General features: G+C 71.0%; 15 protein-coding genes and 1 pseudogene. 7 read left to right on the forward strand and 9 right to left on the reverse strand.

The genetic code is table 11. The annotated features are described in order from the left end of the window. Window positions 1-88: 88 nt before the first annotated feature. Complete coding sequence (gene gdhA / locus Q0L15_RS00770; protein ID WP_296601556.1) at window positions 89-1,426, reverse strand: NADP-specific glutamate dehydrogenase; 1,338 nt, start codon at window positions 1,424-1,426, stop codon at window positions 89-91. A 53-nt stretch (window positions 1,427-1,479) separates the two neighbouring features. Continuing rightward, the gene (locus Q0L15_RS00775; protein ID WP_366939520.1) at window positions 1,480-2,820 is read right to left on the reverse strand and encodes an acetyl-CoA C-acetyltransferase; all 1,341 of its coding nucleotides are present in this window, start codon (window positions 2,818-2,820) and stop codon (window positions 1,480-1,482) included. 56 nt (window positions 2,821-2,876) lie between these two features. Between Q0L15_RS00775 and Q0L15_RS00780 the strand changes: the two genes are divergently transcribed. From Q0L15_RS00780 to Q0L15_RS00790, 3 genes are read left to right on the forward strand one after another with little or no spacing between them, the layout of a single operon-like run. Then, a complete protein-coding gene (locus Q0L15_RS00780) occupies window positions 2,877-4,238 on the forward strand; it encodes a 3-oxoacyl-ACP reductase (protein WP_296601538.1) in 1,362 nt (453 codons plus the stop codon). Further along, a complete protein-coding gene (locus Q0L15_RS00785) occupies window positions 4,238-5,161 on the forward strand; it encodes a MaoC/PaaZ C-terminal domain-containing protein (protein WP_296601540.1) in 924 nt (307 codons plus the stop codon). The genes Q0L15_RS00780 and Q0L15_RS00785 overlap by 1 nt, the downstream gene beginning before the upstream one ends. A gap of 37 nt (window positions 5,162-5,198) precedes the next feature. Next, window positions 5,199-5,555, forward strand: coding sequence for a hypothetical protein (locus tag Q0L15_RS00790; RefSeq protein ID WP_296601541.1), 357 nt, complete (start codon window positions 5,199-5,201; stop codon window positions 5,553-5,555). Between the two features lie 38 nt (window positions 5,556-5,593). Here the strand turns inward: Q0L15_RS00790 and Q0L15_RS00795 are convergent, their stop codons facing one another. From Q0L15_RS00795 to Q0L15_RS00805, 3 genes are read right to left on the reverse strand one after another with little or no spacing between them, the layout of a single operon-like run. Continuing rightward, window positions 5,594-6,460: an acyl-CoA thioesterase II gene (locus tag Q0L15_RS00795; RefSeq protein WP_296601544.1), complete on the reverse strand. Its 867-nt coding sequence runs from the start codon at window positions 6,458-6,460 to the stop codon at window positions 5,594-5,596. After that, on the reverse strand, window positions 6,453-7,322 hold the full coding sequence (locus Q0L15_RS00800) for an acyl-CoA thioesterase II (RefSeq protein ID WP_296601545.1): 870 nt from the start codon (window positions 7,320-7,322) through the stop codon (window positions 6,453-6,455). Before Q0L15_RS00800 ends, Q0L15_RS00795 begins: the two co-directional genes overlap by 8 nt. Before the next feature lie 5 nt (window positions 7,323-7,327). Next, window positions 7,328-8,275: a proteasome assembly chaperone family protein gene (locus Q0L15_RS00805; RefSeq protein WP_296601547.1), complete on the reverse strand. Its 948-nt coding sequence runs from the start codon at window positions 8,273-8,275 to the stop codon at window positions 7,328-7,330. Between the two features lie 135 nt (window positions 8,276-8,410). Here Q0L15_RS00805 and Q0L15_RS00810 point away from each other — a divergent pair, with 135 nt between their 5' ends. Further along, window positions 8,411-9,616: a thiolase family protein gene (locus Q0L15_RS00810; RefSeq protein WP_296601558.1), complete on the forward strand. Its 1,206-nt coding sequence runs from the start codon at window positions 8,411-8,413 to the stop codon at window positions 9,614-9,616. Window position 9,617: 1 nt separating this feature from the next. Then, on the forward strand, window positions 9,618-11,693 hold the full coding sequence (locus Q0L15_RS00815) for a 3-hydroxyacyl-CoA dehydrogenase NAD-binding domain-containing protein (RefSeq protein WP_296601548.1): 2,076 nt from the start codon (window positions 9,618-9,620) through the stop codon (window positions 11,691-11,693). A gap of 4 nt (window positions 11,694-11,697) precedes the next feature. Here the strand turns inward: Q0L15_RS00815 and Q0L15_RS00820 are convergent, their stop codons facing one another. After that, window positions 11,698-13,173: an ATP-binding protein gene (locus Q0L15_RS00820; RefSeq protein ID WP_296601549.1), complete on the reverse strand. Its 1,476-nt coding sequence runs from the start codon at window positions 13,171-13,173 to the stop codon at window positions 11,698-11,700. A gap of 202 nt (window positions 13,174-13,375) precedes the next feature. Then, entirely contained in the window at window positions 13,376-13,591 is a 216-nt protein-coding gene (locus Q0L15_RS00825) for a hypothetical protein (protein WP_296601550.1), read from the reverse strand. Window positions 13,592-13,713: 122 nt separating this feature from the next. Here Q0L15_RS00825 and Q0L15_RS00830 point away from each other — a divergent pair, with 122 nt between their 5' ends. Continuing rightward, entirely contained in the window at window positions 13,714-14,454 is a 741-nt protein-coding gene (locus Q0L15_RS00830; protein ID WP_296601552.1) for a L,D-transpeptidase family protein, read from the forward strand. Between the two features lie 14 nt (window positions 14,455-14,468). Here the strand turns inward: Q0L15_RS00830 and Q0L15_RS00835 are convergent, their stop codons facing one another. Continuing rightward, window positions 14,469-15,392, reverse strand: a complete 924-nt coding sequence (locus tag Q0L15_RS00835; protein ID WP_296601553.1) for a DUF427 domain-containing protein — start codon at window positions 15,390-15,392, stop codon at window positions 14,469-14,471. Window positions 15,393-15,597: 205 nt separating this feature from the next. Here Q0L15_RS00835 and Q0L15_RS00840 point away from each other — a divergent pair, with 205 nt between their 5' ends. Beyond that, complete coding sequence (locus Q0L15_RS00840; RefSeq protein WP_296601554.1) at window positions 15,598-17,004, forward strand: hypothetical protein; 1,407 nt, start codon at window positions 15,598-15,600, stop codon at window positions 17,002-17,004. A gap of 738 nt (window positions 17,005-17,742) precedes the next feature. Here Q0L15_RS00840 and Q0L15_RS00845 read toward each other — a convergent pair. Further along, window positions 17,743-18,350, reverse strand: a pseudogene (locus Q0L15_RS00845) (hypothetical protein); the annotation flags it as partial.

Genomic DNA, 18,350 nt, shown 5'->3' on the forward strand with positions numbered 1-18,350 from the left:
GACGGTCGGCACCATCAGCCCCGACCAGGTGCGCGACTACCTGGTCGCGTCCGCGCTGGCGCTCGCCAGCCGCTGACGCGCCGCGAACCTAGATGACGCCCAGGGCGATCATCGCGTCGGCCACCTGGATGAACCCGGCGATGTTCGCGCCGGCCACGTAGTTGCCGGGCACGCCGTAGTCGTCGGCGGTGGTGAGGCAGCGGTCGTGGATGCCGCGCATGATCTCGGCGAGCCGCTCCTCGGTGTGCTCGAAGCTCCAGGAGTCGCGCGAGGCGTTCTGCTGCATCTCCAGCGCACTCGTGGCCACACCACCGGCGTTCGCCGCCTTGCCCGGGGCGAAGACCACGCCGGCGTCGCCGAACGCCCGGACGGCGGCCGGGGTGCACGGCATGTTGGCGCCCTCGGCGACGATCCGGACGCCACCCTTGATCAGCGCGGTGGCGCCGTCCTCGTCGAGCTCGTTCTGGGTCGCGCACGGCAGCGCGATGTCGCAGGGCACGTCCCACACGCTGCCGCCGTCGACGTAGCGGGCACCCGGCCGGCCCTCGACGTACTCCGAGATCCGGGCGCGGCGGCCCTCCTTGATCTCCTTGAGCAGCGCGAGGTCGATGCCGTCCTCGTCGACGACGTAGCCGCCCGAGTCGGAGCACGCGACGACCTTGCCGCCCAGCTGGTGCACCTTCTCGATCGCATAGATCGCGACGTTGCCCGACCCGGAGACCACGACCGACGTGCCGTCGAGCGACTGGCCGCTGGCCTTGAGGATCTCCTCGACGAAGAACACCGTCCCGTAGCCGGTGGCCTCGGTGCGCACCAGCGAGCCGCCCCAGCTCAGGCCCTTGCCGGTGAGGACGCCGGACTCGTAGCGGTTGGTGATCCGCTTGTACTGCCCGAACAGGTAGCCGATCTCGCGGCCGCCGACGCCGATGTCACCCGCGGGGACGTCGGTGTACTCACCGATGTGGCGGTGCAGCTCGGTCATGAAGGCCTGGCAGAACCGCATGACCTCGGCGTCCGAGCGCCCCTTGGGGTCGAAGTCGGAGCCGCCCTTGCCGCCGCCGATCGGCATGCCGGTCAGGGAGTTCTTGAAGATCTGCTCGAAGCCGAGGAACTTCACGATGCCGAGGTAGACCGACGGGTGGAACCGCAGCCCGCCCTTGTAGGGGCCGAGCGCGGAGTTGAACTCCACCCGGAACCCGCGGTTGAGCTGGACGTCGCCCCGGTCGTCGGTCCACGGCACCCGGAAGATGATCTGCCGCTCCGGCTCGCAGAGCCGCCGGATGATCGCGGCGTCGACGTACTCCGGGTGCTTGCTGACCACCGGCGCGAGGCTCTCGAGCACCTCGCGCACCGCCTGGTGGAACTCCTGCTCCCCCGGGTTGCGACCAAGGACCTCGTCGTAGACGTCTTGCAGCTTCGGGTCCAGGTCGGCCACGGTTCTCCTTCGGTTGGGCGAAGGACCAGGCTATCGAGCCGTGATCACCGCTCGAGAATCGCGACCACTCCCTGACCACCAGCAGCACAGATCGAGATCAGCGCCCGGCCACTCTTGGCGTTGGACGCCGCCCGCTCGGCGACGAGCTTCGCCGCCACGTTGATGATCCGGCCTCCGGTGGCGGCGAACGGGTGACCCGCCGCGAGCGAGGATCCCTTGACGTTGAGCTTGGAGCGATCGATCGAGCCCAGCGGCGCGTCGAGGCCCAGCCGCTCCTTGCAGAACACCGGGTCCTCCCACGCCTTGAGGGTCGAGAGCACCTGCGAGGCGAACGCCTCGTGGATCTCGTAGAAGTCGAAGTCCTGCAGCGTCAGGCCGTTGCGCGCGAGCATCCGCGGCACCGCGTACGCCGGGGCCATCAGCAGGCCCTCGCCGCCGTGGACGTAGTCGACGGCCGCGGTCTCGGAGTCCACGAAGTACGCAAGCGGCTCCAGTCCGTGCTCCTCGGCCCACTCCTCGCTGGCGAGCAGCACGGCGGAGGCGCCGTCGGTCAACGGCGTGGAGTTGCCGGCGGTCATCGTCGCGGCCTCGCCCCTGCCGAACACCGGCTTGAGCTTCGCGAGCTTCTCGGCCGTGGAGTCGGGGCGCAGGTTGTTGTCGCGCTCGAGGCCGCGGAACGGCGTGACCTGGTCGTCGAGCCAGCCGGCGTCGTACGCCGCCGCCAGGTGCTGGTGCGACGCGGCGGCGAGCTCGTCCTGCTCCTCGCGGGTCACCTGCCACTCCAGCGCGGTGAGCGCGGCGTGCTCGCCCATCGACAGCCGGGTGCGGGGCTCGCCGTTCTGCGGGATCTCCAGGCCGATGTCGCCGGGGCGGATCGCGCCGAGCGCGAGCACCTTGCCCTTGGTGTCGCGCGCGGCGTTGACCTTCATCAGCTTCTTGCGCAGCCGGTCGCTGATCGCGACGGGAGCGTCCGAGGTGGTGTCGGTGCCACCCGCGATGCCGACATCGATCTGACCCAGCGCGATCTTGTTCGCGACCTGGATGGCGGCCTGCAGACCGGTCCCGCACGCCTCCTGGATGTCGGTGGCGGGCGTCTCGGGCGCCAGCTTGGAGCCCAGCACCGCTTCACGGGTGAGGTTGAAGTCGCGCGCGTGCTTGAGCACGGCGCCGGCGACGACCTCACCGAGGCGCTCGCCCTGCAGCCCGAACCGCTCGACGAGACCGTCGATCGCGGCGGTGAGCATGTCCTGGTTGGACGCCTCGGCGTACACGCTGTTGGAGCGGGCGAACGGGAGGCGGTTGCCGCCGAGGACGGCGACGCGGCGGGTGGTGTTGGCAGCCATGGGGTTCATCCTGCGTCTGTCGGGGAATCGAGAGAAGGACATGAGGGCCAGATCACGAAATCTGGACTCCCAGTTACACAAGGAGTTACATACCCGCCATGAGCGACTTCTACCAGGGCTTCACCCAGTCCGCGATCGGCAAGCAGGTCACCAAGCTCCTCGGCCTGCCCACCCCGGCCACGCTGGAGCGGTACGCCGAGGGCGACCCGCTGGTCCACGGCACCGTCGCCGTGGGCGGTCGGGGCCGGCTCGCCGAGTCGCTGACCGGCCTGCTCGACACCCTCGGCATCACCGCCGTCGACCAGGGCACCGCGCCGGACGCCGACGGTGGGGCGACGTACAAGGGCCTGGTCTTCGACGCCACCGGGCTGACGAGCTCGTCCGACCTCGTCGAGCTGCGCGACTTCTTCACCCCGCTGCTGCGCAGCCTCGACCCGAACCCGCGCGTCGTGGTGCTCGGCACCCCGCCCGAGCTCGTGGCCGGCGGCGAGCGCGTCGCCCAGCGCGCGCTGGAGGGCTTCACCCGCAGCCTCGGCAAGGAGATCGGCCGGGGTGGCACCGTCCAGCTGGTCTACGTCGCCGAGGGCGCCGAGGGTGCCGTGCAGAGCACGCTCGCCTTCCTGCTCTCCCCCAAGTCCGCCTACGTCTCGGGCCAGGTGGTGCGCATCGGCGCCCACGGCGCGAAGGACGCCGAGCCGGTCGGCGACTGGCTGCGCCCGCTCGAGGGCAAGGTCGCGCTCGTGACCGGCGCCAGCCGCGGCATCGGCGAGCAGATCGCACGCGTGCTGCACCGTGACGGCGCGACGGTCGTCGGCGTGGACGTGCCGCAGGCGGCCAGCGAGCTGCAGGCCGTGATGGCGGAGCTCGACGGCGACCACCTCGTGCTCGACATCACCGCCAAGGACGCCCCGCAGCGGCTCGCGCACCACCTGAAGACCCAGCACGGCGGGGTCGACATCGTCGTCCACAACGCCGGCATCACCCGTGACCGCAAGCTGGCCAACATGCGTCCGAGCGAGAAGGGTGACCTGTTCGCCCAGGTGCTCGCGGTCAACCTCACCGCCCCCGAGCGGATCACCCGCGAGCTGCTCGACCAGGGCGTGATCAACGACAACGGCCGGGTCATCGGCGTCGCCTCGATCGCGGGCATCGCCGGCAACGTCGGCCAGACCAACTACGCGGCCTCCAAGGCCGGCGTGATCGGGCTGGTGGACTCGCTGGCCGACGAGCTCGACCGCGGGATCACGATCAACGCGGTCGCGCCGGGCTTCATCATCACCCAGATGACCGCGGCGGTGCCCTTCGCGACCCGCGAGGTCGGTCAGCGTCTCAACGCGATGGCCCAGGGCGGCCTGCCGGTCGACGTGGCGGAGGCGATCGCCTGGTACGCCAGCCCCGGCTCGACGGCCGTCAACGGCAACGTGGTCCGCGTCTGCGGCCAGATGATGCTGGGGGCCTGATGCTCACCGACAGGCTGGCCGACCGGCTGACCGAACGCCTGCCCACGATGGCACGCGCGGCGCTGCCCGCGGTGCCGGGCGTCAACCTGCTGCCCGGCATCCGCAAGACCGGAGGCGCGCTGCCCGAGCGCACGCTCGAGCGCCACGACGTCGCACTCGACCCCGCGCACGTCGGGCGCTACGCCGCGATCTGCGGCTTCCCGCGCAAGGACACGCTCCCGCTGCCCTACCCGCACCTGCTGGCGTTCGGGCTGCACATGGAGATCATGACGGCCGGCGACTTCCCGTTCCCCGCGATCGGGACGGTGCACCTGGAGAACTCGATCACCCAGCACCGGCCGATCGCGCTCAGCGAGGAGCTCCAGGTCACGGCGTACGCCGAGGACCTGCGGCCACACGCCAAGGGCCAGGTCTTCGACATGGTGACGCGCGTCCACTCGCGCGCGGAGCTGGTCTGGGAGGAGACCTCGACGTTCCTGCGCCGCGGCAACCCGGCGTCGTCGGCCGCGCCTGTCGAGACCCCGCCCTCGGTGGTCGAGCCTGTCGAGACCCGCTTCCCCGACGCTCCGGCCACGGGCACGACGTGGCAGCTGCCCGGCGACCTCGGCCGCCGGTACGCCGCCGTGTCGGGTGACCACAACCCGATCCACCTCTACGGGCTGACCGCCAAGGCGTTCGGCTTCCCGCGCCAGATCGCACACGGCATGTGGTCGATGGCGCGCTGCGTCGGCGCCCTGGAGAACCGGCTCCCCGACGAGGTCCGGGTCGACGTGGCGTTCAAGAAGCCGATCCTGCTGCCCGGCAGCGTGGCGTTCGGCTCGCGCCGCCTCACGGAGTCCGGCGGCGGGGCGGGATACACCTTCTCGCTCTCGAACCCCCGGTCGGGCGCTCCGCACCTGGCCGGCACCGCGATCCCCCGCTAGCCTCGCACCGCCACCACGTCGAGCATCGGGGGAAGACATGGCAGAACACGGATCGCGTGGGACCGACGGTGGATCCACGGGGCTGCTGACACCCGTCGCAGCCGGCATCGCCGGCCTCATCATCGCCACCCTCAGCCTCCTGGCCAACGGCTCCTGGACCTACGTGGTCCAGGGCTGGATCAACCGCAACGGCTCGGGCAGCTTCAGCGACACGGTGGCCCTCACCGGCGTGGCCCAGGGCGTGCTCGCCGCCGGCGCTCTCTTCCTCGCCGGGCGCGCCAGGCTCGGCGAGGAGCCGATCGCCCGCCATCTCGGCGGCGCCACCGTCGTGGTCGGCGGGGTCGGGCTGCTCGTCGCCGTGCTGACGGTGCTGGCCGGCCTCGCCGGCTTCTGAGGTCCGGCTGCGGTCGCGAACATCCGCTGCGCCGCGAGCTAATCCTCCCGGCGCGGCCTGATCAGGCCCTCCTGGGCGACGGTGGCGACCAGCGTCCCGTCCTGGGTGAACACCCGGCCGAAGGCCAGGCCTCGGGCGCCGACCGCGGCCGGCGAGGCCTGGTCGTAGAGCCACCACTCGTCGGCGCGGAACGGCCGGTGGAACCAGATCGTGTGGTCCAGCGAGGCCATCTGGACCTTCGACGGGTTCGCCCCGTGCGCGGCCAGCGTGGCGCCGAGCAGGCTGACGTCGCTGGCGTAGGTGAACGCCGCCAGGTGCACGAACGGGTCGTCGCCGAGCCCCTCCTTGAGCCGCACCCACATGCGCGCCTGGGAGGGGTGCTCGGGGTCGGGGTCGAGACCGACGCGCGAGTTGCCCAGCCAGCGCACGTCGAGCGCGCCCCACTCCTTGCCGAGCGCGTCGGCCTCGGCGTCGCCGCCGCGACGCATCACGGCGACGAGGTCCATGCCCTCCTCGGGCGGCTTGACCTCGGGCATGACGTCCTGGTGCTCGTAGCCGTCCTCGGCCCGCTGGAGGTTGAGGCTCTGGTAGTAGATCGGCCGGCCGTGCTGGCGGGCCACCACCCGACGGGTCAGGAACGAGCGCCCCTCACGGATCCGCTCGACGTCGTAGACGATCGGGACGGAGTAGTCCCCGCCGCGCAGGAAGTAGGAGTGCAGCGAGTGCACGGCGTACGCCGGGTCCGCGGTGCGGATGCCCGCGATGAGGGCCTGCGCGGCCACCTGTCCGCCGTAGACCCGCGCCCGCTCGGAGTCGGGCTGGCCGCCCCGGAACAGGTCCGCGTCGATCCGCTCGAGGTCGAGCAGGGCCACCAGCTCCTCGGCCGGCTTCAGCTCCTCAGCCACGGGCACCTCGCGGACGGATCAGCGCCTCCTGGGCCACGCTGGCGACCAGGGTGCCGTCCTGGGTGAACACCCGGGCGAGCACGAGGCCGCGACCGCCCGAGGCGGAGGGCGAGACCTGGTCGTAGAGCCACCACTCGTCGGCGCGGAACGGCCGGTGGAACCAGACCGCGTGGTCGAGCGAGGCCACCAGCGTCTGGGGGTCACCGACCCGGATCCCGTGGGGCGCCAGGGCCGCACCCATGAGCGTCACGTCGGAGAGGTAGGTGAAGGCGGCGACGTGCTGCGCCGGGTCATCGGGGAGCGGCGAGGAGACCCGCAGCCAGAATCGCTGCCGCGCCGGGTGGGCGGGGTCGGGCTCGAGCCGGCCGTCGCCGTCGGAGCCGACGTAGCGGAAGTCCACGACGTCCCACTCCACGTCGCCCTCGGTGTCCCGACCGGGGTCGAGCTCACGGGCGACCATGCGCGCGTTGACGGCCTCCTCGGGAGGGACCACCGCGGGCATCGGCTCCTGGTGCTCGAAGCCGTCCTCGTCGCGCTGGAAGCTGGCCGTCAAGGCGTAGATCGGACGACCGTGCTGGCGCGCCAGCACCCGCCGGGTCGCGAACGAGCGCCCGTCACGCAGGGTCTCGACGTCGTAGATCGTCGGCGCCTGGGGGTCGCCGGGCTGGAGGAAGTAGGAGTGCAGCGAGTGGACGACGTACGCCGGGTCCACGGTGCGGGTCGCGGCCACCAGCGCCTGGGCTGCCGCCTGACCCCCGAACACCCGGGGCAGGGAGGAGGGCATCTGCTGCCCACGGAACAGGTTGTCGTCGATGCGCTCGAGGTCGAGCAGCGCGACGAGCTCGTCGGCGTTCTTCGGCACCCGGGTCAGTCCTGGGTCTCGCCGGCGCCGGGGTCGGTGTCAGGGCGGTCGAGGCCGGCGAGGAACCGCTCGAACTCCTTGCCGATCTCCTCGCCGGTGGGCAGCCGCTGCTCCTGGGCGAGCAGGCTCGACCCGCTCTCCTCGGCGCGCTCGAACGCGTCGTACTGCCGCTCAAGGGCGGCGACCACCTCGGCGACCTCCTCGTTGGCGGCGAGGTAGCGGGCGATCTCGGCCTCGCGGTCCTCGGCCTCGGCGCGCACGCCGGAGAGGTCGATCGTGAGGCGGCCCGCGATCTCGACCTGCTCGAGCAGGGCGGCCGACGCGCGGGGGTAGTCCATCGAGGCGAGGTAGTGCGGGATGTGCGCGACGAAGCCCATCGCGTCGTGGCCCCACTCCCCCAGCCGGATCTCCAGCAGGGCCTGGGCGCTGCTGGGGATGCGCAGCTCGCCGCGCCACGGGCTCTCGCCGGTGAGCAGCTCGGGCTTGTTGGCGTGGTGGGTGATCGCGATCGGGCGGGTGTGCGGCACCGCCATCGGCACCGCGCCCATGCCGACGACCCGGGTCACCCCGAACCGCTCGACCACCTCGCGCACCGCCCGGCAGAACGCCTCCCAGCGGTTGTCGGGCTCGGGGCCCTGCAGCAGCAGGTACGGCGTGCCGCCGGCGTCGTGGAGCAGCCGGACGACCAGCCGGGGCGCGTCGTAGTTGTCGTAGTGGTCGCGCACGAACGACATCGGGGGCCGCCGGGCGCGGTAGTCGTGGAACTTGTCGACGTCGAAGGTCGCGACGACGGGGCCGTCGGAGAGGTCGACCAGGTGCTGGGCGGCCCGCCCCGCGGCGTTGCCCGCGTCGAGGAACCCGTCGAGCACGAGCACCATCGTCAACGCGCCCTGCGAACGGGCGACGTCGAGCTCGGGGACCTCGTCGACGATGTGCACCAGGCGCTCAGGCATGGGCACAGCGTAGTGGGGCGCGACCCAGCCCCCGCGGCGAGTCCGAGGTCACATCGGCGGCGCGTGCCGGTGTTGTTACTGCGGGGTAACCTACGGGGCATTCCCGAACCCCTGAGGAGACCCCCCGAGATGAGCGTGTCCCGACAGCTGCGTGAGGTCGTCTTCGTCGACGGCGTCCGCACACCCTTCGGCGTGGGCAAGGCCAACGGCCAGTACGCCGAGACCCGCGCCGACGACCTCGTGATCAAGTGCATCCGCGAGCTCATGCGGCGCAACCCCTCGCTCCCGCCGGAGCGGGTCGACGAGGTGGCCGTCGCCGCCACCACGCAGATCGGTGACCAGGGCCTGACCATCGGTCGCACCGCGGCACTCCTCTCGGGCCTGCCGCAGAGCGTGCCCGGCTTCGCGATCGACCGGATGTGCGCCGGCGCGATGACCGCCGTGACCACGACCGCCTCGGGCATCGCGTTCGGCGCCTACGACGTCGCGATCGCCGGTGGCGTCGAGCACATGGGCCGCCACCCGATGGGCGAGGGTGTCGACCCCAACCCGCGGATCCTCTCCGAGCGGATCGTCAACCCCGACGCGCTCGTGATGGGCAAGACCGCCGAGAACCTGCACGACCGCTACCCGACGATCACCAAGGAGCGCGTCGACGCCTACGCCGTGCGCTCCCAGGAGAAGACGGCCGCCGCCTACGAGGCCGGCAAGATCCAGCCCGACCTGGTGCCGGTCGCCACCCGCTCCGCCGAGCAGGGCTGGGGCCTGGCCACGACCGACGAGCCGATGCGCCCGGGCACGACCATGGAGTCGCTCGCCGCGCTGAAGACGCCGTTCCGCGCCCACGGCAAGGTGACCGCGGGCAACGCCGCCGGCATCAACGACGGCGCGACCGCCGCCCTGCTGGCCGACGAGGAGACCGCCCGCGAGCTCGGCCTCCCGATCAAGATGCGCCTGGTCGCCTACTCCTTCGTCGGCGTCGAGCCCGAGGTGATGGGCGCCGGTCCGATCCCCTCGACCGAGAAGGCGCTCAAGCAGGCCGGCCTCACCATCGACGACATCCAGGCGTTCGAGGTCAACGAGGCCTTCGCCGTCCAGGTGCTCGCGTTCCTCGAGCACTTCGGCATCGCCGACGACGACCCGCGGGTCAACCCCTACGGCGGCGCGATCGCGATGGGTCACCCGCTGGCGTCCTCCGGCGTGCGCCTGATGACGCAGCTGGCCCGACAGTTCGAGGAGCGCCCCGAGGTGCGCTACGGCCTGACCACCATGTGCATCGGCATCGGCATGGGCGGCACGGTCATCTGGGAGAACCCGCACTGGACCGGAGAGGCGGCCTGACATGTCCGACATCACCCCCCTGCTGAAGCGCGCCCAGGAGATCTCCTCCGACGCCGAGCGCGTCACCCAGGCCCACCTGCGCAAGGTCACGCTCCCCTCGGGCAGCGTGCTGGGCCTGATCACCCTCGACAACGGCGAGGACCACACCAAGCCCAACACGTTCGGCCCGCGCTCGCTGCTCGCGCTGAACGAGGCGATCGACGCCGCGCTGGCCGACGACGAGGTCACGGCGCTCGGCGTCACCGGCAAGCCGTTCATCCTGGCCGCCGGCGCCGACCTGACGTCGATCTCGGGCGGCGGGCCCGACGCCGTACGCGTCGTCGCCGAGCTGGGCCACGCGGTCTTCCGCAAGCTGCAGGACGGTGCCGACGGCAAGGTCAAGCCGTCGTTCGGCTTCGTCAACGGCCTGGCGCTCGGCGGTGGCCTCGAGGTCGCCCTGCACTGCACCTACCGCACGGTGATGGACAGCGCCCCGGCGCTCGGCCTGCCCGAGGTCATGCTGGGCCTCGTGCCCGGGTGGGGCGGCGCCTTCCTGGTGCCCAACCTGGTCGGTGCCGAGAAGGCCGTGACCGTGATCCTCGAGAACCCGCTCAACAACGGCAAGACGCTGTCGGGCAAGGCGGCCTTCGAGCTGGGCCTGGCCGACGCGTGCTTCTCCGGCGCCGACTACCTCGAGCAGTCGCTGCTCTGGGCCGACTCGGTGCTGGCCGGCGAGACCGTGGTCGAGCGCCCGGAGGTCGACCGGGGCGCATGGGACGGTGCGATCGAGCGGGCCCGCGCTCTGGTGCAGGCCAAGACGGGTGGCGCGAGCCCCGCGGCCCTCAAGGCCGTCGAGCTCATCGAGGCCGCCCGCGACGGCGACCGCGACGCCGGCTTCGCCCGCGAGGACGACGCCCTCGAGGCGATGTCCAAGACGCCCGAGCTGATCGCGTCGCTCTACGCGTTCGACCTGGTGCAGAAGCGCGCCAAGCGGCCGGCCGGTGCCCCCGACAAGTCGCTCGCCCGCCCGGTCACCAAGGTCGGCATCGTGGGCGCTGGCCTGATGGCCTCGCAGATGGCGCTGCTGTTCGTCCGCCGGCTCGAGGTGCCCGTCGTCCTCACCGACCTCGACCAGGAGCGCGTCGACAAGGGTGTGGGCTACGTCCACGCCGAGATCGACAAGCTGCACGCCAAGGGCCGGATCAACCAGGACAAGGCCAACCGGCACAAGGCGCTGGTCACCGGCGCGGTCGACAAGGCCGAGGGCTTCGCCGGCGCCGACTTCGTCATCGAGGCCGTCTTCGAGGAGATGTCGGTCAAGAAGTCGGTGTTCGCCGACGTGGAGAAGGCCGTGTCGCCCGAGTGCATCCTGGCGACCAACACCTCCTCGCTGTCGATCACCGAGATGGCCGCCGACCTCGAGCACCCCGAGCGGGTCGTCGGCTTCCACTTCTTCAACCCGGTGGCGGTGATGCCGCTGCTCGAGATCGTCAAGGGCGAGCGCACCGACGACGCCACGCTCGCCACGGCGTTCGCCACCGGCAAGGCGCTGAAGAAGACCACGATCCTGGTCAAGGACAGCCCGTCGTTCATCGTCAACCGGCTGCTCGGCCGGTTCATGGGCGAGGTCGGCCGCATCGTCGACGAGGGCACCCCGGTGCCGGTCGTCGACGGTGCCTTCGCGGGCGTCGCGCCGATGCCGCCGTTCATGCTGCTCTCACTGGTGGGCCCGGCCATCGCGCTCCACAACAACGAGACGCTGCACGGCGCCTTCCCGGACCGGTTCTACGTCTCCCCCGCGCTCGAGCGGGTCGTGGCGGCGCGCAAGGCCTCGTACTACGGCCCCGACGGTGCCATCGACCCCGAGGTCGAGGCGCTGCTCGAGAAGCCGGAGTCGCCGGTCGTGCTGGAGCAGGCCGAGATCCGCACCCGGGTGCTCACCGGGCTGGCCGACGAGGCCCGCCGGATGCTCGACGAGGGTGTGGTCGTCGCTGCCGAGGACCTCGACCTCGCGATGATCACCGGCGCCGGGTTCTCGTTCTGGAACGGTGGCCTGACGATGCTGCTGGAGCGGGAGGGGCTCGGCTCCTTCCACTGATCGCTCAGCGAGCGGGCAGGGTGACGCGGAACGTCGTACCGCGCCCCTGCTCGCTCGCGGCGGTCACCGTGCCGTCGTGGGCGGCGACGATCGACCCCACGATGCTCAGTCCCAGCCCGGTGCCGGTGATCTGCTGCTCGATCGCCTCGCCGCCGCGGAAGAAGCGACCGAAGATGTGGTCGATCTCGTCGGAGGCGATGCCGATCCCGGTGTCGGCGACCTCGATCACGATCGCCTCGCCCTCGCGCCAGGCCCGCACGGACGCCTCGTCCCCGCTGCGGCTGTACTTGACGGCGTTCGAGAGCAGGTTGTCGACGACCTGCCGCAGCCGCTGCCCGTCCGCGCGGATCGGCAGGTGGTCGGGCACGTCCGTGCTGAGGGCCACGTCCGCCCGCCGGGCCGACTCGCTCATGGTCTCCACGGCCTCGCGCACGAGCGTCGCGACGTCGGTCGCCCCGATGCGCAGCTCCAGGGTGCCGTCGGCGACGTGGCCGATCAGCAGCAGGTCCGAGAGCAGGGCCTGGAGGCGCAGCGCGTTGCGCTGCACCACCCGCAGCTGCGCCGCCGCGCCGGCGGTCAGCTCGTCGCTCTCGCAGAGCAGCTCGAGGTAGCCCAGCATCGAGGTCAGCGGCGTCCGGAGCTCGTGCGAGACCGAGGCGACGAACTCGTCCTTGACCTCGATGGCGCGGATCAGGTCGGTGATCTCCTGGTACGCCAGCACCGCGCCGAGCCGCTCGCCGTGGGGCCCGCGCACCTGACGCGCCGAGGTGGAGTACGCCGCGCGGGTCGCCGGGTCGCCACCCACCCAGTAGGTGTAGTCGTCGAACTCCTCCCCCTGGGCCGCCCGGTAGGACGGCATGGCCTCGCGCGGCATCGGCGTCCGGCCGTCGAGGAGGTAGACCTCGCCGAGCTGCCCGGCGGCCCCGCCGTGCCCGGCCGGGAACGGGAGGTGCATGGTCTCGGCGTGCCGCTTGTTCATCCGCTCGTACCGGCCGTCGGGACCGATGAGCAGCAGGCCGACGTTGACGGTGTCGAAGATCGCCTCGAGCGTCTGGCGCTCGCGCTCCACCTCGGCGGTCGCGGCCTCGAGCCGCTCCTCGTTCGCGCGCTGCTCGGTGACGTCGAGGAGCTGGGAGATGAAGAACCGTGGCGCGCCGTCGACCGCCCGCACCACCGCCACGGACAGGTCGCCCCAGACCACCCGGCCGTCGGTGTGCACGTAGCGCTTGTGGAGTCGGTAGGAGTCGACCTCGCCGGCCAGGGCCTGGCCGAACATCGCCAGGTCGGCGTCGAGGTCGTCGGGGTAGGTGATCTCCTGGAACCCGAGCCGCAGCAGCTCGTCCTCGGAACGCCCGAGCATCTCGCACAGGGCACGGTTGACCACCAGCAGCCGGCCGTCGACGCCCACCAGGGCCTGGCCGATCGGTGAGTGCTGCAGCGTGAGTCGCCACAGCTCCGCGGCTTCGGCTGGGGCGACCACGAGCGCACCTCCCTCGACCTCTGTCGGCTCCGACGACCGAGGCACACACCGTAGAGGACCGAAGCCGCCTCGGCGCGCCGAACCGCGAAGCCCGCGCCCGGAACGCGCCCGGGACGCGCCGGGGGCCGCCGCGAGCCCGATCGGGTTCGCGGCGGCCCGGACGTCCGCGGCCGGGCCTCGTCAGTGACGGGTCAGTGACGGGTCAGTGACGAGCCCGGAGCCGGTGGACGTGGTCAGCCTCGCCGAGGAGCGCACTGGCGCCCGTCGAGGAGGTCACGACCGGTGACCAGACGGGGGTGTGGCTGCGTCCGCCCGCGCCGTACATCTCCGTCATCCGGTCCTCGGTCGTCGTGCAGCACCCCGCCGCTGCGACCGGACGGCGACGGTGGCCGCCGCCGTTCCTCCAGGTGGGTCGCATGGTGGGGAACCTTCCTTCTGGCCGCCTCCCACGCTCGCCCCGCGCCTGGTCGCCGCGTAGGGCAGAAAGGCCTACCCGTTCCGGCCTTTCGACTCCGGCTCCCAGGGGGTTGGATGAGGGACGTGAAGCGGCTCCTCCGGTCAGCTCCCGGCGCGCTCGTGAGCGTCGTCGTCGGGACCGTCGTCGTGCTCCTGCTGAGCCTCGTCCCGGCGGCCGCCCGGCCGGCCGCGCCGGGCGAGGAGCGGGTCGTGCAGGCGCAGCGGCGGCTCAACGCCCTCGGCTGCCAGGCCGGCCGCGCCGACGGCAGGTCGGACGCGTGGACCCGGTCGGCGCTGATCCGGTTCCAGTCGCGCCACGGCTTCGTCCAGACCGGACGGCTCGACGAGCGCACGACCCGCAAGCTGTACGCCGAGGGCCGGTGGGCCGCCTCACGCTGCGACCGGCGCCCGGTGCCCGCCCACTCCGGTACGGGTCGCCGGATCGTGATCTCGCAGCGACAGAACTGGGTGTGGCTGGTCGGGCCCGCGGGCCGCGTGGTAGCCGAGGGCGGCATGATCGACAACCCCGGCGTGCTGCGCCGCGGCTCTCACGCCACCGGCTCCTACTGCGGCCGCGCCGCCCGGATCAAGCTCAACCGGGCCTCGAGCGGGGCGATGTGGCTCGACAACTTCGTGCGGTTCGCGCCGTGCGGCATCGGCTTCCACCGCATCCCGCGGTCGATGGCATCCGGCCGCCAGATCCACGCCGACTGGCTGCTGGGCACCGACATGGCGAAGTCGCACGGCTGCATCCGGCTCAGCCGCGAGCTGTCGGGCAAGGTCTGGGACTTCACCGTGCGGCGTACGCCGGTGCGGGTCGTCTGAGGCGCTTGCCCTCGCTACCAGCCGGCGGTGCCGGGCGCCCCCTTGAAGGGGCCGGTGACGCGGCTGGTGATCCACCCGCCGTAGAAGTCACCCGGCTGCGCCACGACCGTCTCGCCGTCGACCGAGCATCGGTCCATCGGCGCGGGGTAGAAGGCGACATGCCCGGCCAGGGCCTCGAAACCGGGCGTCGGATCCGGATAGTGCCAGGCCGCCCGCTCGATGACCCGTCCCGTGGGCGACGCGACGTCGAAGTACGACGCCACTCCCTTGAACTCGCACCACGTCGTCCCGGCCACGGGTCTGAGCAGGCCGGGCCGGACCGCGTCGACAGGCAGGTAGTAGACGGGTGGGTGACTGGTCTCGAGGACGCGCAGCGCGCACCGGGTGTCGACCACGACCTCGCCGTCCAGCTCGATGACGACGTGCTCGGCCGAGGGGACGACGACCGGCGGCCGGGGGTAGTCCCAGACCGACTCCGGTGTCGCGTCGCCGACGTGCTCGCTCACCCAGCCATGGTCCCTCGGCGGGGCAAGGTGTGCTCGGCCCCGACGCATCGCGTCGACCAGTGGGGCGCGCACGACGATGTGGGGAGACGGAGGCAGTTCCTCGACGTCGAACCACCCGAGCAGGTCGTGCTCCTCGGGCGCGAGGTTCGCTGGCGTGCCCTCCCACTCCTCCACCAGCCAAGCACTGATCGACACCGGATCGTCGTCAGGTCCCGCGACCACCCGAGCCAGGTGCCCAACCGCGTCCGGTGACACCTCGACGCCGAGCTCCTCGCGGAGCTCACGGCCCAGGGCGTCGAGCTCGGACTCCCCCGACTCGACGACGCCACCGGGCAGGTCCCAGAGTCCCGGCCGAACATGCTTGTCCGTCCTGCGGTGCGCCAGGAGGACCCGACCCTCCCGCATCAGCGCGCCGACGACCACCTCGACCATGCCGGCATCGAAGCACGCGACTCCGACAGCCGGTTCCCCAGACGACTGGGGCGGCAATGTGACGAGGCCCGGCTGGTCGTCGCACGGGGCATACCGCCCAAGAGGACGCGGGCATACTAGCCGGGTTCACGCCGACGAGCGTGGAGCCGCACTGGGCAGACGCGTTGCACGCCGCCTGTCGGCGCGTTGGTGAACAATCAGCTGCGTGGAAGCAGACCTGACTCGCCTACCGACTGGCACGGCCGGTTGGCTCGCGCTGGTCGACCATGCACTCTCGCTCGGTGACCTTTCCGAGGTCGACTGGCTCGAGCTAAAGGGAACGCTCCTCTTCGGATCACGAACCGATCGCAAGCGCTCTGCTGTCGTGGTGTCTCGCGCGATCTTGGCCATGGCTAATCGAATGCCCGACGCTGCAGAGAGACATTTGGGCGGCTATGGCGTGGTACTTGTGGGAATCGACGGTCGGGCGGTCGTGGGCGCGGAGCAGGTCGATAGCGCTGTGCTGCGGGATGCTGTCGTTTCGTACGTCGGCGAGAACGGTCCGCGGTGGGATCACCAGTTCCTCAACCATCCCAACGGCTTGGTGCTTGCTGTGATCGTGGACCCGCCGAGTTGGGGTGACGGCATCCACGCGTGCAGGAAGGACTACACGTCCGACACCGACAGGCTGGCGGTGCGGGACGGCGAAGTCTTCGTGCGGCTGCCTGGCCAGACGAGACCCGCAACGAGCTATGACATCGCCCAGTTGGAACAGCGTAAGGCGCGAGCGCCCCACACCGGCGCAGCCGTCAGCGTCTCCTATGACGGCATGTTCGACCGTGTGAGCTTGGCAAGTGTTCGTGACCTCATTAAGAGCATGATCGACGCGCAGGCGGACGCGTTAGTGGAGAACGTCCCCGACGTACCGGCCAGCCCCCACTCCGCCCGCTTGATGGCGATGCTAGAGCCGTCAATGTCCCGTCCTGATCGGCGCACGCCTGACCGGTTCCGCGCGGACGTTGAGCGCTGGGCTCACGAGTCGCGCGAGCTGCTCCCCGACGTAACGGCCGAGTTCGTCCGACACGAGCTCGCACGAGGTCGCTTCCTGGTCCGCAACGAGTCAGACCGATACCTCGAAAGCGTCCGGGTCGAGATCATGTTCCCGCCGGGTGTGTTCGTCCTGGGAGCTTGGGACACCGACTACTGCGACCACGGGGGGAGTTTTCAGCCGTTCCAACTGCTTCCCGGCCCACCACCCAAGTGGGGCGACTTGAAGCCGTACGGCTTCGACATGGGCAGCATGGCCATCCCCTCCTTCAGCCCACCCAACACAGCGAAGGCATCCCTCGCCATCGACGTGGAGCTGACAGAGCACGGTTATGTGGTGTCGTGGTTCGTGGGGGACCTTCCGCCGCGCGGGACCGCCCGGGAGGATGAGGTCTTCGCCGTGTTCACAGACGAGAGCAAACACGTCCACCATCACAGTTACCAGGAGGCGATGACGTCGGAGGTCGGAGCTTCGTGGCAGGTGACCGCTCGCGGAGTGGATCACGTGTTCCAGGGCGAGCTCGCAATTGGGTGCGCACAAGAGCCGGGTGCAGTGATGATGTGGTCGCGTCAGCAGACGCCCTGAACCTCAGGCCCTGCCCGGCTGCGGGCCCCCTGGCGCGGTGGCACGTCCCATACCTCGATGTGAGGCGATCGTCGCATCGACATCATGCTGTTTCGGTTAGCCTGACGCCCGCCTGCGAGACGTCAGGACAATGAGAGCGATGTCCTCTGGAACTCGGGTCAACTGTCCCATCTGATTCATAGAGCCGGGCGCCATATCGATGGCAAGAGGCTCATGGCTCTCAGCAGTCATGACGGCGCGATCTGCCCGAGCCCGAACCGGCTGGCAGTCCTCGCGCTCCTCGAGATGAGCCGTTCAGCCCGGCATGCTTGCCGCGCACAGCCGGAACCACCGAGGTGCGTCTTACCGCGGCGATCCGAGCGCACGGCGCGACGAGGCTGGACGGCCCTGTCATACCTATCCCTCGATCAGCACGAACCCGCGGCGCTTGCTTTCCTGGAGGTTCCGACCCAGCTCGCTCTCCACGCGCCGGTCGATGTCGGGTGGGATCGGACAACCATCTCCGCCTCCGCCGAATCCGCTAGGAGCGGCGGACTCGCACCGCAGTTCTGGCGGGACCCCTCGTCTTGTCATGAGGCACAACTCGTGCTCGTGTCTTGAGCGACAGATGAGCTTCACGCGAACCCGGTGCGGATCACTCATGAGATCTCCTCTCAACTCAACTCTCCGCAGAGAGGAGGCAGAAGTCAGTGCCCTGGTACCAGGCTCGTCACCTCGCCGCCAAGGCGCAAGAGAAAGTCAGCTGACGAGGGTCCAGTGGCCTTCCCATTGTTGTTGGTAGGCGCCGCGGCGTAGCCCGATGACGGGTGGGGCGTGGGAGGTGTAGGTGTGGCCGGTGGGGGTGGTGGTCTCCACGGTGTGTCCGGCACCGGGGCTGGATCTTGCGTGCCAGTCGGGGGCTTGTTTGGCGTGGTTGCAGGATTCGCAGAGGCCTTGGGCGTCGTCTGCGTCGGTGGTGGCGGTGTCGGCCCAGTCGGTGACGTGGTCGCCGTGCCGGATGGGGGCGTTGCACCAGGGGGTGCGGCACCACTGGTCGCGGTGGCGGACGTACCGGGCGAGGTTGCCGGTGAACAGGCGCTGGCGGGAGTCCATCGCGACCAGCTCACCCGTGGCGGGGTGGGTGTAGAGGCGGCGGAGCCAGGTGCGGGTCTTGGCGTCGCCGGCGGCCAGGAGCAGGTAGCGGGCCAGGCCTGCGGGGATCGGGCCGTAGCCGTCGAGGTCTGCGGTGTCGTGGGCTCCGGCGAACAGGGCCTGGTCGGTCATCACCAGCCCGACCGACACGGGCACCACGGGCCGACCGTCCTGGTCGACCGAGCCGGTGACGCGGGCGACGAGGGCGTCGGCCA

This window comes from Nocardioides sp. (genome assembly GCF_024509035.1).
GTDB lineage: Bacteria > Actinomycetota > Actinomycetes > Propionibacteriales > Nocardioidaceae > Nocardioides.

Excerpts from the sequence above, each read along its gene's own strand:
- Q0L15_RS00775 (WP_366939520.1), bottom strand. The coding sequence starts at position 2,820 with ATGTCCTTCTCTCGATTCCCCGACAGACGCAGGATGAACCCCATGGCT.
- Q0L15_RS00780 (WP_296601538.1), top strand. The coding sequence starts at position 2,877 with ATGAGCGACTTCTACCAGGGCTTCACCCAGTCCGCGATCGGCAAGCAG.
- Q0L15_RS00785 (WP_296601540.1), top strand. The coding sequence starts at position 4,238 with ATGCTCACCGACAGGCTGGCCGACCGGCTGACCGAACGCCTGCCCACG.
- Q0L15_RS00790 (WP_296601541.1), top strand. The coding sequence starts at position 5,199 with ATGGCAGAACACGGATCGCGTGGGACCGACGGTGGATCCACGGGGCTG.
- Q0L15_RS00805 (WP_296601547.1), bottom strand. The coding sequence starts at position 8,275 with ATGCCTGAGCGCCTGGTGCACATCGTCGACGAGGTCCCCGAGCTCGAC.
- Q0L15_RS00815 (WP_296601548.1), top strand. The coding sequence starts at position 9,618 with ATGTCCGACATCACCCCCCTGCTGAAGCGCGCCCAGGAGATCTCCTCC.
- Q0L15_RS00825 (WP_296601550.1), bottom strand. The coding sequence starts at position 13,591 with ATGCGACCCACCTGGAGGAACGGCGGCGGCCACCGTCGCCGTCCGGTC.
- Q0L15_RS00835 (WP_296601553.1), bottom strand. The coding sequence starts at position 15,392 with ATGGTCGAGGTGGTCGTCGGCGCGCTGATGCGGGAGGGTCGGGTCCTC.